This is a genomic window from Lactococcus sp. EKM203L (genome assembly GCF_011800585.1).
Lineage (GTDB): Bacteria > Bacillota > Bacilli > Lactobacillales > Streptococcaceae > Lactococcus > Lactococcus lactis.
In genome coordinates this window covers 243,046-257,330 of sequence record NZ_JAALEQ010000001.1, presented here as the reverse complement: position 1 = coordinate 257,330, position 14,285 = coordinate 243,046, and the positions used below count along the sequence as shown (strand labels likewise).

At 35.3% G+C, this 14,285-nt stretch carries 12 protein-coding genes; all 12 read right to left on the bottom strand.

Annotation, left to right across the window (positions count from 1 at the left end):
- Positions 1–3 precede the first annotated feature (3 nt).
- The 12 genes from pstA to HFD15_RS01350 all read right to left on the bottom strand — a co-directional run bounded on the left by pstA (position 4) and on the right by HFD15_RS01350 (position 14,139).
- Positions 4–897 carry a phosphate ABC transporter permease PstA gene (pstA, locus tag HFD15_RS01405; protein ID WP_003130884.1) on the bottom strand — a complete coding sequence of 298 codons (894 nt, stop codon included), beginning with the start codon at positions 895–897 and terminating at the stop codon, positions 4–6.
- A complete protein-coding gene (gene pstC / locus HFD15_RS01400) occupies positions 897–1,820 on the bottom strand; it encodes a phosphate ABC transporter permease subunit PstC (protein ID WP_003130883.1) in 924 nt (307 codons plus the stop codon). The genes pstA and pstC overlap by 1 nt, the downstream gene beginning before the upstream one ends.
- 120 nt (positions 1,821–1,940) lie before the next feature.
- Positions 1,941–2,792, bottom strand: a complete 852-nt coding sequence (locus HFD15_RS01395) for a phosphate ABC transporter substrate-binding protein (protein ID WP_017864882.1) — start codon at positions 2,790–2,792, stop codon at positions 1,941–1,943.
- Between the two features lie 346 nt (positions 2,793–3,138).
- Positions 3,139–4,035, bottom strand: a complete 897-nt coding sequence (locus HFD15_RS01390) for a phosphate ABC transporter substrate-binding protein (protein ID WP_003130880.1) — start codon at positions 4,033–4,035, stop codon at positions 3,139–3,141.
- A 276-nt stretch (positions 4,036–4,311) separates the two neighbouring features.
- The gene (gene smpB / locus HFD15_RS01385; RefSeq protein WP_003130878.1) at positions 4,312–4,779 is read right to left on the bottom strand and encodes an SsrA-binding protein SmpB; all 468 of its coding nucleotides are present in this window, start codon (positions 4,777–4,779) and stop codon (positions 4,312–4,314) included.
- 31 nt (positions 4,780–4,810) lie between these two features.
- Positions 4,811–5,368, bottom strand: a complete 558-nt coding sequence (locus tag HFD15_RS01380) for an SGNH/GDSL hydrolase family protein (protein ID WP_023189734.1) — start codon at positions 5,366–5,368, stop codon at positions 4,811–4,813.
- A gap of 104 nt (positions 5,369–5,472) precedes the next feature.
- Complete coding sequence (alaS, locus tag HFD15_RS01375) at positions 5,473–8,091, bottom strand: alanine--tRNA ligase (RefSeq protein WP_021722158.1); 2,619 nt, start codon at positions 8,089–8,091, stop codon at positions 5,473–5,475.
- A 265-nt stretch (positions 8,092–8,356) separates the two neighbouring features.
- Positions 8,357–9,283, bottom strand: a complete 927-nt coding sequence (locus HFD15_RS01370; protein ID WP_010906107.1) for a peptidyl-prolyl cis-trans isomerase — start codon at positions 9,281–9,283, stop codon at positions 8,357–8,359.
- A gap of 153 nt (positions 9,284–9,436) precedes the next feature.
- On the bottom strand, positions 9,437–10,120 hold the full coding sequence (locus HFD15_RS01365) for an O-methyltransferase (protein ID WP_010906108.1): 684 nt from the start codon (positions 10,118–10,120) through the stop codon (positions 9,437–9,439).
- 2 nt (positions 10,121–10,122) lie between these two features.
- A complete protein-coding gene (gene pepF, locus HFD15_RS01360) occupies positions 10,123–11,928 on the bottom strand; it encodes an oligoendopeptidase F (protein ID WP_167593251.1) in 1,806 nt (601 codons plus the stop codon).
- 62 nt (positions 11,929–11,990) lie between these two features.
- Positions 11,991–12,980, bottom strand: coding sequence for a competence protein CoiA (locus HFD15_RS01355; protein WP_012898311.1), 990 nt, complete (start codon positions 12,978–12,980; stop codon positions 11,991–11,993).
- Between the two features lie 73 nt (positions 12,981–13,053).
- On the bottom strand, positions 13,054–14,139 hold the full coding sequence (locus HFD15_RS01350; RefSeq protein ID WP_012898312.1) for a YdcF family protein: 1,086 nt from the start codon (positions 14,137–14,139) through the stop codon (positions 13,054–13,056).
- Positions 14,140–14,285 lie beyond the last annotated feature (146 nt).

The following is a 14,285-nucleotide window of genomic DNA, read 5'->3' as shown; positions in this document are numbered from 1 at the left end:
TTCTTAGTTAGAAGATGTTAACTTCTTGTGAATTCGATTTCCAAGGAAACGTGCCCCCAAGTTAAAGAGGAGAACAAAGATAATCAATACTGCTGAAGCTCCTGCAGAAATTTGTTGTGCTGTTGAAATCGTTCCTTCGGTATTAAGTGCCCAGATATGAACAGCCAAAGTTTCAGCTGGTCTGAAAAGTGAGAGTGGCGAAGTCAAGCTCATCGGATTCCAGTTTGCCCAGTTAATTGGTAAGTTCGTTTGTCCAGCAGTGTAAATCAAAGCCGCAGCTTCACCAAAAACGCGTCCTGAAGATAAGATAACCCCAGTAATGATTCCGGGCACAGCAGCTGGTAAAATGACTTGTGTTGCCGTTTCCCAACGTGACATTCCGAGTGCCAAACCACCCTCACGTTGTGAAGTTGGAATTGCTCGAAGTGATTCTTCAACATTCCGAGTCATCAATGGTAAGTTGAACACAGTCAGTGCCAAGGCACCTGATAAAACTGAGAATCCAAGACCAAATTGTAATACAAAAATTAACATCCCGAAAAGTCCAACAACGATTGAAGGAAGTGAAGATAAAACTTCAATAGCTGAGCGAACAACACCAGTTAACCAATGTTTTTGATTCGCATACTCAGACAGATAAATTCCTGCGCCAAGTGATAAAGGAACAGAAATAATCAAAGTGACAATCAAAAGATAAACAGAGTTAAAAAGTTGGACTGCAATCCCACCACCTGTCAATGGATTTGACGCGGTGATGATAAATTTAGGATCTTTAAAGATAACTGGCAAACCTTTAATTAAAATATAAGCCAGTAAAAAAGCGAGGATAAGGACAATGATGCCAGAAAGGACGTAAAGGACACCAGTGGCAATCTTGTCAGAGCGTTTAGCGTTCATTATTTAAGACTTCCTTTCTTAGCAATAGCACGCATTGCGAGGTTGAAAAAGAGTGACATAATCAAAAGGAGTAAGGCAAGTGACCAAAGTGCATTCAATTGAATACCAGGTGTTGCATTTGGAATTCCTGATGTCAAGATTGAAGTCAAGGTTGAAGCTGGTGAAATCAAATCTTTTGGCATCATTACAGCATTACCTACCACCATTTGAATAGCAAGAGCTTCACCAAAAGCACGCGCCATTCCAAAGATAACAGCGGTCAAAATCCCTGGTGTTGCGGCTCTTAGAAGAACACGCCAAATTGTTTGCCAACGCGTTGCACCAAGACCGAGTGACGCTTCTTTATAATAAGAAGGGACAGCTTTCATAGCATCCACAGTCATTGAAGTTACAGTCGGTAAAATCATGACAAAGAGTACAAACACACCTGACAAGAGACCCAAACCAGTTCCACCAAAAACATTACGAATGGCTGGAACAACAACAGTCAAACCAATGAAGCCATAAACAACTGAAGGAATACCAACAAGAAGTTCAATGACAGGTTGCAAAATTTTCTTACCATACTTTGGTGAAATTTCTGTCATATAAATTCCCGCACCAATCGCAAATGGAGTGGCAACAAGGGCTGAAAGTACAGTAACAATCAATGACCCCGTAAACATCGGCAATGCGCCAACTGCAGGTTTACCGTCAGGGCCAAGATTACCCGGTGACCAATTTGTTCCAAAAAGGAAACGGAAAGGATTAACACCATCTGAATAGAAAGTTGACAGACCTTTTTGAGCAACAAAGACAAGAATTGCACCTACAACGAAGACAATAAGGGCAATACATAAGAAAGTTAAACTCTTACCAAATTTTTCAAGTCTTGAATTTTTATTGCTTGAAAGCAATTTTTCTTTGATTTTTGAATTTTCCATAGGGACCTAACTATTTTTGTTAATTTGCATCTATCTGATTAATACAAATGAAGTTATTGATTAAACTTATTTTGACTAATTTTTTTACTGACGGAGGATAAGTTTAATTTCCATCAGTAATTATTTAATTTTTTCAACATTTCCTTTAGCATCACGGTCAACCTTCATTTCAGAAACACGGATATAACCAAGCTGCTCTAGGGTTTTCTTATCATTTTGAACGTATTCGATAAATTTATTTTCGATTGTGTTCTTACGAGATTTGTTGGTGTACATATGCTCATATGACCAAATTTTCCATGCATTAGTTTTTACATTGTCATAATTTGGCGCAACACCATCAACATTAACCGCCTTTACACCGGGTTTATTGGTGTAACTGAAAGCAACATATGAAATAGCCCCTGGCGTTTGCCCAACTAATTGAACAACAGAACCTGAAGCATCTTGGGTTGGACCATTCACTTCTGTGGCACCATTCAAAGCATATTTATCAAAATTTACTCGCGTTCCTGAACCAGCAGTACGACCAATGACCGTAATTTTTTGGTCTTGACCTCCTACTTCTTTCCAGTTGGTAATTTTACCAGTGAAAATATCAATCAGTTCTTGTTGAGTCAAATTTGAAACTTTTAACTTTTTGTTGATAATTGGTGCGAAACCAATGACAGCAACTTTATGGTCAATAATTTTATCAACTGCTATTCCTGATTTTTCTTCAGCGAAAATATCAGAATTCCCAATCTGGAAAGAACCAGCCGCAACTTGAGCCAATCCGACACCAGAACCACCACCTTGAACCATAATAATTTCATCAGGATTTTGCTTCATATATGCCATAGAAGCATGTTCAACCATGGGTTGCAAGGCAGTTGAGCCACCTGCTGTGACCTGTTTATTTCCAGAACCACAAGCTGCCAATGCAAACAAACTCACACTGGCCATCAAAGCAATAAAAATTTTCTTCTTCATAGCTTAATTATACCATAATGGCCTATCAATGAGCGGTTGATGATAGCGTTCTTATGTAAATGTTTTGTAAATAATACGGGAAAATGCCCAACTCTGAAAAAGAGTGAGCAATTTCCTGTCTTTTAGGGAAAGAATTATGAAGAAAAATTTAAAGATAGTCTCTCATCAGTTCATCCTGTTTATGTTCACTGATAAAATTTTTATAAAAAAGGAGTCAAACTTTTAAATTTTAATTTATGAAGAAGAAAATTTTTATTGCTTTGAATCCTATGGTTATAAACTAATTTATTAATTGTTAAATTTACTGACAGACATAAATTATTTTGAACTTGACTTACTGTCAGTATTATTTTTTAGTGATATTTCCGTCAGCGTCACGTTCAACTTTCATGTCACTGATTGGAATGTATCCCAATTTTTTGATATCTTTGTTGTTTTCTGCCACATATTTAATGAAAGCTTTATCTGCTGCAGTTTCTTTCTTAGTATTGGTGTACATATGTTCGTAAGACCAAACTTTGTAGTCATTAGTTACAACATTTGCTTCTGTTGGCTCAACACCATCAATTGAAATATCTTTGATGTCTTTACTTGTATCAACATAAGAAAGTGCCACATATGAAATCGCTCCTGGTGTTTGACCTACCATTTGAACAACTGAACCTGAAGCATCTTGTGTTGGGCCTTTAACCTCTGTTGCTCCACCAAGTGCGAATTTATCAAAGTTTACGCGAGTTCCAGAACCCTCAGTCCGTCCGATAACCGTAATTTTTTGGTCTGAACCGCCCACATCTTTCCAGTTTGTCACCTTACCTGTGAAGACATCTTGCAATTGTTGAGAAGTTAAGTTTTTAACATCAATTTTTGCGTTAACAATCGGTGCAAAACCAACAACCGCTACTTTATGGTCAGTAATTGCAGAAGCATCAATTCCTGATTTTTCTTCAGCAAAAATATCAGAGTTCCCAATCTGGAAAGAACCAGCTGCAACTTGTGTCAAACCAACACCAGAACCACCACCTTGCACAGTCACTTGAACACCAGTATTTTTTGCCATAAATTCTGTTGACGATTGTTGTGCTAATGGTTGAAGAGCAGTTGAACCTCCAGCAATAATTTTTCCTGACAGAGCTTTGTCAGAAGAACTTGAGCTACTAGATGATGAGCCGTTTGATGAACCACAAGCTGCCAGAGTTAACAATGCACCAGCAGTAATAAGACCAACAAGAATTTTCTTTTTCATGAGAAGTTTCTCCAATTAATTTCTAAATAAGTTGTTAAGCGTTTTTGCTTACAAAACTATTCTATCATCGAAAGAAGGCACTGGGTGTAAACACTTAGTAAATACAAGGTAAATCGATTGTAAACGATATTTTTATCTTGAAACTTTTTTACTGACGGTAAATCTGTCAATAAAATATGACAAAGAAGGCATATTTTCGCTGTAAATAAAAGAATTATCAGCAAGCTGACAATTCTGTCAGTAAAAAAATCACTGACAGATTTATCAGTGATTTCTTTAACGGTTGTAAGCTTTAATTTGTCTTGCAATATCCCGATTTTGTTCTTTACGTTTGAGCGTTTCACGTTTATCGTAATCTTTCTTACCACGGGCAAGCCCCATCAAAACCTTAGCAAAGCCATTTTTCAAATAAACTTTTAAAGGAATAAAAGTAATTCCTGTCCCTGATAATTCCTTATCAATCTTAGCAATTTCTTTTTTATTTAGTAATAGTTTTCGCGTACGCAATTCTTCAACATTAAAAATATTGCCCTGCTCAAAAGGAGCAATATGAACATTTGATAACCAAACTTCTCCATTACGAACTCTGGCAAATCCATCTTTTAATTGAATTTTTGCCTGACGAACAGACTTAATCTCCGTTCCTGTCAGCACAATTCCTGCTTCAAAAGTTTCGTAAATTTCATAATCATGCCGAGCCTTTTTGTTCTGAGCTAAAGGCTTATCTTCTGTATTTTTTACCATGCCCTCATTTTACCACAAAATGAACATTTATTTAAGGATTTTTAATGACAGATAAAATCTCTCTGACCAACAACTCATAAGCCCTTGATGTAAAATGTAAACCATCAGCTCTCAACAAATTTTTAGGATTTTCAGACCTCTTCATTATCTGAAAAATATCAATCACCTTAAGCGATTTTTCTTTGCCTAAATTTAATATGACTTCTCTAAAAAGTTCAACCTCGGAAAGCTTACTATAATGTGTCGGTTCATCATCATTATAAAAAGGAGGAGTAATTAAAACCGTTCTTTCTACACCCAACTGCGAAATCATTTTTAATAAATTTTCGCGAAATTCTGCCGGTCGAATCAAATGATAAGGCGAAGCATCATTTGCCCCAAAGAAAATAAAATTTAAGTCCGCTTCTTCCTCTAGAACGTATTTTAGACGTAGAAGTCCACCATAAGTATCATCTCCATTAATTCCATGAAGTACCACTTTCAGCTTGGGCTCATTTTTCTCAATTAATCTTGCAATAATATTTGACGAACCCCCTTCATCCATTCCAAAACCATTGGTAATTGAATCTCCAAAAATTGTAATCTTCATTTTAGGCATCTCTTTCAAGTATTTTCATCATTTTACCATAAAAATTTACTGACTCATATCCAGAAAATAAAAAATATCGTAGAAAATCTACGATATTTATCTTTTTAGGCTAATTTTTCAGCAACTGCGGCCAAAAGTTCAGGAATTCCTGCTGCTTTTGAACCACCAGCCATGGCCATATCTGGTTTTCCACCACCACGACCATCAACAAAAGGTGCTAATTCTTTAACTAAATTACCTGCTTTTACATCTGATGACTTAGAAGCCACTAAAAGACTTACTTTTTCACCAATTTTAGCAACTAAAACAAGAACATCTGAAAGCTCTTTTTGTTTCCAAATATCTGCCAAATTACGCAAACCATTAGCGTCAGGAACAGTTACTTCACTGGCGATAAAGTTGAGAGAACCAGCTGTTTGCACATTTTTGAAAATTTCATCTGATTGACTTGCTGCAAGTTTTCCAGCCAAAGCATCATTTTCTTTTTGAGCTGTTTTAAGCTCATCTTGTAAGCTAGTAACTTTTGCTAAAACTTGTGAAGTTTGCGGCGCTTTAACCATTGTTGCTACTTCATTCAAAGTATTTTCAGCATCTTTAAAGGCTTCATAAGCTTTTTGACCTGTTACAGCAATAATCCGGCGAACACCAGAACCAATTCCTTCTTCTTTAACAATCTTGAATAAACCAATTTCAGAAGTTGTTTGTGTATGTGTTCCACCACAAAGTTCGATAGAGTAGTCACCAATTTTTACAACGCGAACGTTTTTCCCATATTTCTCACCAAAGAGGGCCATCGCTCCCATTTCTTTGGCTGTAGCAATATCAGTTTCAACTGTTTCAACTTTTAATGATTGCCAAATTACTTCATTAACTTGACGTTCAATCTCAGCCAATTCTTCTTTAGTCACTTGTGCAAAGTGCGTAAAGTCAAAACGTAAGAATTCAACCTCATTAAGTGAACCAGCTTGTAGTGCATGATTCCCAACAATATTATGCAAAGCAGCATGAAGTAAGTGAGTTGCTGTATGATTTTTCACAACAGCAGCTCGGCGTTCTTTGTCAATCTCTAAAGTATAGCTTTCACCAACTTTAAGTGGTGAAAGAGTTTCAACAGAATGAAGATTTTGGCCATGAGGCGCATGTTGTACATCTAATACATTAGCCACAACTTGACCCTCTGCATCTTTAATTACTCCATGGTCAGCCACTTGACCACCCATTTCAGCATAAAAAGGAGTCACATCAAAAACAAGTTGAGCTTTCCCAGAAACTTCATCAACAATTTCATCGTCTTGAATAGCTACAAGTAATTTTCCTTGAGTAGTCTTATCTTCATAAAGGAATTCTGATTCTACTTCGATAGATGACAATGTTTCATTTTGAGCGCCCATTGAACCACCTTTGACAACAGCAGCACGTGCACGCTCTTGTTGAGCTTTCATGGCTACTTTGAATCCTTCGTGGTCAATTTTGAATCCTTCATCTTCTGCCAATTCTTCTGTCAATTCCACAGGGAAACCATAGGTATCGTAGAGGCGGAAAATATCTGCCCCTTCAAGTCTATCTTTTCCTTCAGATTTAAGATTTACCAAAAGTTCATCAATCAATTTTTGACCCGCATCAATCGTGCGGTTGAAAGTTTCTTCTTCACGATCAATAATTTGCATGATGAAGTCTTCTTTTTCAAGCACTTCTGGATAATAGGATTGCATGATTTTCCCAACAGTCGGAACGAGTGAAGCCAAGAATTTCCCTTGAATTCCCAATTTTTTACCATGCATAACCGCGCGACGAAGTAAGCGACGTAAAACATAACCACGTCCTTCATTTCCTGGCAAAGCACCATCACCGATAGCAAATGAGAGTGAGCGAATATGATCAGCAATCACTTTGAAACTCATATTTTCGCTGTCTGGACTATATGTTTTTCCAGATAGTTTTTCAATTTCACGAATGATTGGTAAGAATAAGTCTGTATCAAAGTTTGTTTTTCCGCCTTGAATAATGCAAACCATTCGTTCAAGTCCCATTCCCGTATCAATATTTTTTTGTGGCAATTCAGGATATTCTGAACGAGGGATTGATGGATCGGCATTAAATTGTGAAAGAACAATGTTCCAGATTTCAATATAACGGTCATTTTCAATGTCTTCCGCCAACAATTTTAAGCCCACATGTTCTGGGTCATAAACTTCTCCACGGTCAAAGAAAATTTCTGTATCTGGACCAGAAGGACCAGCACCAATTTCCCAGAAGTTATCTTCAATTGGCACAAGATGTGTTGGGTCTACCCCAACCTCAACCCAACGATTATAAGTATCCATATCAGCTGGGTAATAAGTGATGTAAAGTTTTTCTGCTGGGAATTCAAACCATTCAGAACTTGTCAATAATTCCCAAGCAAAAGCAATCGCTTCTTTACGGAAATAATCCCCAATTGAAAAGTTACCGAGCATTTCAAACATAGTATGGTGACGTGCTGTTTTACCAACATTCTCAATATCATTTGTCCGGATAGCCTTTTGAGCATTAGTCAATCTAGGATTTTCCGGCACTACTGAACCATCAAAATATTTTTTTAGCGTTGCTACTCCTGAATTTATCCAAAGCAAAGTTGGGTCATTTACAGGAACAAGACTTTGAGAAGGTTCCACAGTGTGACCTTTTGATTTGAAAAAGTCGAGGAACATTTGGCGAACTTCTGCGGAAGTCATGGTTTTCATTATTTTCTCCTTTTATATAAAGTTTAAAGTCTAACAATAAACTTATTTCATATACTTTGTTAAAATTTTCACAATAAAACAATAAAATTCTACCGTAAACAAAGGGGCGTATACAGTTATACCGCGGTACCACCCTTATTCACGATAGAATTTCTATCATCTTAGTTCGGTTGTTAAAGCAGTTATCGCTGCTATAAGCACTTTTTTTAACTTGCTCATTCTCACCATTTAGAGCTCTCTTTAAAGTTAATTTCTATTATCTAAATTATTTAGATGATGAAGAACTTGATGTTTGTGTAAATTGTGAGAAGAGTGATGCAAATGCAGATTCTTTCACAGTTACGTTATTCTTTTTGAGGTATTTAGCAATAACTCCACTTACAAATGTTGTATCTTGTTCTTTTTCAGTTTTAATGACATTTTGAAGTTCTTTTTTGTACTTGTTCATGTCAGTTCCTTTTTCAGATGTTTTTACCATTTCGACAATATAGTATGAAGTAGCACCTGTTGATGAACTTGTTGATTCAATGACATCTGAAAACTCGCCATTTTTCAATTTGAAAGCAGCTGTTTGAACTTCTGTTGGAACACTTGTTGAAGTTGAATTAAATGTTACTTTGCTTTCAGCATTTGTTTTTTCAAAGCTTGCTTTACCAGCATCATCTTTTTTAGCGGCATCCAACGCTTTTGTTGCTGCATCTTTTGATGTTTCAGAAACAACATAAGCTGTTACATCTGGATGGTAAGATTCCCAAGCTTTTTTAAGATTAGCATCTGTATATTGAGTTTCTTTGATTTCATGGTCAATCGCTGCTTGTTCAAGCATTTGTGTACGCATGTATGGTGTGAAACTTGCTTCAGTCAAGCCTTGTTGTTGCAAAGCAGATGAAAATTGGCTACCATATTGGTCTTTAATTGACTTAACTTTTTTGCTGACATCTTTATCGGTTACTTCTTTTCCAAAGTCTTTAGTAAAAATTTTGTCAAAAGTTAAATTTTGAAGTAATGTATTTGTCGGTTGTGATGGAAATTGTTTGGCTTCCTTGTATAAATCAGAAACGCGAATGGTATCACCTTTCATTGTGATGATATCCTTGCTTGCTGAATCGCTACTTGAGCAACCAGATAAGGTTACCAATGCGGCTCCGGCAAAGACAGTAGTCATAACTAATCCGAGTTTTTTGAATTTCAAGATATTCTCCTTCGCATGATTCGATGTTTGTAGTTAATGTGTCCTAAAACATCCTTTTATTTTTAACTTGTTGCAATTATATCATAAAAAATTAAATAAAGCTTTAAATACACCAAAAAATGAATCAGCGAATTGACAACCTAAAAGTTTAATTTATGCTTTTTTTATCATCAACAAGCCATCTCCAAGTGGGAGAATACTTGTTAAATATTTCGGATTATCTAAGACCTCATCAAAAAGCTTGCGTAAGCCACGCTCTAGCGCCCGCTGATTTCTTTTGATTTCCATAATTGGGGTCAATATTTCTCCACCTTGAAAAATATCATCCATTAAAATCACTCCATTTTCAGATAGTAGATCTAGAGCAATTGGTAGGAATTCGATATATTTTGATTTAGCTGAGTCCATAAAGATTACATCAAATGAGCCCGATAACTCTTTCAAAATATCTGCAGCATCACCCTCTTTAAGAATAATTTGGTTTCGATGGTCATACTTGCCCAGATTTTTTTTGGCTAACTCAATCATTTCAGGATTACGGTCAATTGTTACAATCTCCGCATTTGGAACCTCTTGAGCCATTATGAGAGCCGAAAAACCAATTGCTGTTCCGATTTCGAGAATTCTTTTTGGCTGCAACAAACTCAACAACATTTGAAAATAAATAACTGTCTCATGTGGGATAACTGGAATATTATTTTCTTTAGCAAATTTCAGTACTTCTGCAAGTTCTCCGGTTATTTGTGTTTGACTTGAACGCATCCATTCTACTAATTCTGCTTTGACAACTGGTCGATTCATCATGGGGTTACTTGTACGTTTATATGTTTCAACCATTTTTAAAGATGAACTCCTTTTTCAACTAATTTTTCTAATTCACTCAATCGATTTTTAAAAAACTCAAAGGCGGCATCTAAATAATCGGTAGATTCCATATCAACTCCAGCTTTGGCAATTACTTCTAAAGGATAAGCTGAGGAACCTGCCTTCAAATATTCAAGATATTTTTGACGATCCTCATCTGAACCATGAACAACTTTTTCAGCTAAGAAAGTTGCCGCAGCAAAACCTGTTGCGTATTGAAAAACATAGAAATTATAATAAAAATGCGGAATTCTAGCCCATTCATACTGAATTTCTGGATTTTCTTTGGCTGCTAAATTATAGTATTTTTCATTTATTTCGCCATAAAGTGAGTTTAAGTATTCACTTGTTAAAACTTCGCCGGCAGCATCTGCTTCATGAATTTTTTGTTCAAATTCGGCAAATTGACTCTGACGGAAAACAGTTCCACGGAAACTATCAAGCCAGTGGTTCAAAAGGGCGAAGCGCTCCTTATCATCTTTACTTTCCTTTAATAAAGTTTCAGTTAAAATATTTTCATTTGTAGTTGAGGCAATTTCAGCTAAAAAGATTGGATAATCCCCATAAACATATGGTTGGTTTTCACGCGTGAAAGCACTATGCATTGAGTGCCCCATTTCATGAACTAAAGTAAAAAGATCATCTAACGTTTCTTGCCAATTTAGAAGCATAAAAGCATTGGTATCATAAGATCCACCTGAATAAGCACCCGAACGTTTTCCGATATTTTCTTCGACATCAATCCATCTTTGTTCAAAAGCTGCTTTAACTTTTCCTTTATATTCTTTACCAAATATCGCTAAAACTTCTTCTGCTTTTTTCACTCCATCTTCATAGTTAAATTTATAATCTAAATTAGATAATGGAGTATAGATATCATACATCTTTAAATCAGTAATTCCTAAAATTTTCTTGCGTAGTTCAATATAACGATGTAAAAGTGGCAAATGTTGATGAATGGCCTCCATCAAAACATCGTAAACTTTTTCTGGAACAAAATTATTAGCCAGGGCAGCTTGACGGGCTGAATCATAAGAGCGGATTTGGGCATTAAGATTATGGACTTTTACATTAGTCTGTAAGGTCTTTGCATAAGTATGCTGATATTGTTCATAATTACTATAAAGTGCTTTATAGGCTGCTTTTCGTACTCCTCTATTCTTACTTTCCATTAAGGAAGAGTAATTTCCATGCGTGAGTTGGATCATCTCATCAGATTCATTTTTGACCATAGGTAACTTAATATCCGCATTATCAAAAATTTCAAAAGTTTCTGAAGGACTTTCAAAAATTTCACCAGCCGCAGCCAATAACTTTTCCTCTTTTTGACTAAGAATATGAGCTTTTTTTGCAAAAAGGCGCTCAAACATATGGTCATAGTTTTTTAATTTTTTAAGCTCCCCCAACCATTTGTTATAGACTTCTTTTGAAATTTTCAAAAACTCAGGTTCATAGAAGGCATAGACCTCTCCGAATTTCACATAGAGGGCTGTTGCTTTTGACTGATACCCCTGATACTTAGCCTCTCTGGTATCTTGGTCATTTTTCATTGAAGCATAAACATATAGTTTTTCAACTTGTTGAGAAATGGATAACATTTTTTCGGTAATTATCAGAAGACTTTCAGCTGAATCAAGTAAATGACCGGGGTCTGTCTCTTCAACGAGTGAAAGTTCACTTTTTATTCTAGTTAACTCTGCTTCCCATTCTTTATCTGTTTTATAAATTGTTGTCAAATCCCAAGTTAATTTTTCAGGAATTTCATTTCTGTTCTTAGCCATGAAGATCACTCCTTTTTACTCAAATTAATTTTTATTCACATTAAAAACTTATTAGCAGAATTTCATTCATTCATATCCTTCTTCTGCTTTTTCATTATAGCATAGAAACGGGGAGGATAGACTGCCTTAAAGCTATTTTGCTGAAAATTTATTAAAAAGTTTTCATAATAAAGATTAATATTCTGCTTAATTTGAGTAAATTTATGTAAAGGAATTTTATCATCAAAAACTTCAAGTAAGTTCAATCCCAAAGGAGCAATAAATGAACGTTCAAAAGTCAAATTCAACAAATTTTCACCTCTTTGGTAATATTTTTCCTGAAGTTTCAACCATTTTGGTGAACAATAATAAAGTTGCTGACGAATAAATTCTGCTAGTTTAAGATCAACAATAAGTGGTATTGTCAGTAACTTTTGTGATAAAAAAGGCAGTCGTAATTGCTCAATAAGTCGTCCTTCCCCAAAAGGAATTTCTTCTTGTAAATAAATAATTTTTCCACGCAAATCTTCATGAATCAGGGATTTTAATCTCATCTTCTGAGCTTTGAAATCTAACTCCCAATAATAGAAACCTCTATTTTCTGAAAAATAGACTAGATTTTTTTGAAGTTCTGTTATTTGCTCTTTTAACCATAAATCTTGCCCCATAAGCCAAAGTACCGTAAAACCGTGGACTTGATAATTCTCTGTCCTTTCTTTTAAACGTTTCGTAGAAAGATGAGAACATTGAATTTCAATAGCTATTTTATCATTTACCAATAAATCTGGCCTCTGCTTAAATTCAGGAATATAAGCTTCAATTTCCACCTTATCAGTTTTTTTAAACCATTGATAGAGTGCTTTTTTTAATCCTAAATGTTGTTCAGATTCGTTTTCAAGCCATAAGTCGCAAGCTTTGAGAGATTTATGAGCAAAGTGAGTCATCTTTATTTCACCATTTTTTATAAATAACTCTGATTTACAAGAAGGACAAAAATATTTTCCTGTCAGTTCTTTTACTTCTATTTCTAATAAGTTTACTACTTGTCCATTTTCATCAATTGCTGTCAACATATCTTACTATACGAAAAAAGTATTTATTTGTAACCAAAAAAGTTACTGACAGAAAGTTGTCAGTAACTTTTTATTATCTTTGATTCCAAAAATAGCCAATTTGTGAAACAATAGCAATACTCAAAAAGATAGCCACAATGATTCCTACTCGTATCATATGTTTTTTCTTTTCATAATTTAAAACAGCAATAAATTCACGAATAAAAGCTGGAACACGATAATACATAGCTGTCTTTCCACCCTTCCCACCTTGAGCTTCAAGTTTTAACATTGCTGCAAAAAGAGCTGCTCGAAAAACATGGTAATCAGAAGTGAAGAACAGAAATTTTTCCCTAATCAATTGAGAAGAAAAAACCAGGTTTTCGTAAGTTGTTCTTGATTGATCTTCAAGCATTGTCCGCTCAATCGGAAAACCAAGAACTTCAACCGCATACCGTTGCATAGCTCTAGCTTCAGAAACTTTCTCATCAGGACCTTGTCCACCTGAAAAAACTAAAATTGTTTCATTATCGCGGACAGCTTTGACCGCTGCCAAAATTCGATTTCCTAACAATTTACCCACATGTTCTCCCTGAATTAACCCTGCGCCTAGGACAACATAGTAATTTGCTCTTTGTTTTCGAACACGCCGACCATAGACCCAACTTGATAAAAAGAAAATTCCAAACTGCCAAGCAAGATAAATTGAAAGAATGGGATAAACCATTCCTAATATTTTTAACCAAATCCAACTATCCGGTAATCTGCCCATTGAAAGATGAATCCAGTCAACTACTAAAAAGGTCAACACAACAATAGGCAATAAAAGATTCCCTATCGATTTTGATTCTCTGCGCCACATCTTTATTGTTAACACAACGATACTTATAGGTACAATAATACCGATTATCATTGGTATGATTAAGAACATCACAACTGCTTCAGCAATAAGTAATAATAAAAGTACATTTTGATGCAATTCGGTTAATACTAATCCTGAACCAATAATTCCATTAATTGTAATCCACAAAAAGAGCAAAGCAAAAAATGATAAACGCCCCAATCGTAACGTTCTTAAATCCTTCAGTTTTCTAATTTTCCACCAAAAAATAAACGTCAATACTGCAAAAAGTATTGTTGGGATTACCCCAATAATAAATAAACCATTCTTTATATCCATGCTGTTATTATACCTTGACTTGAAGCAAACTGTCAATCAATTGCGCCAAGTCTTCTTTTGAATAAATTTTGTAAACTATATCTTGTATTTAGCCTAGATTTAATAATAAAAAATGACCTTTATGAAAAGTCATTTCAATTTAAAAT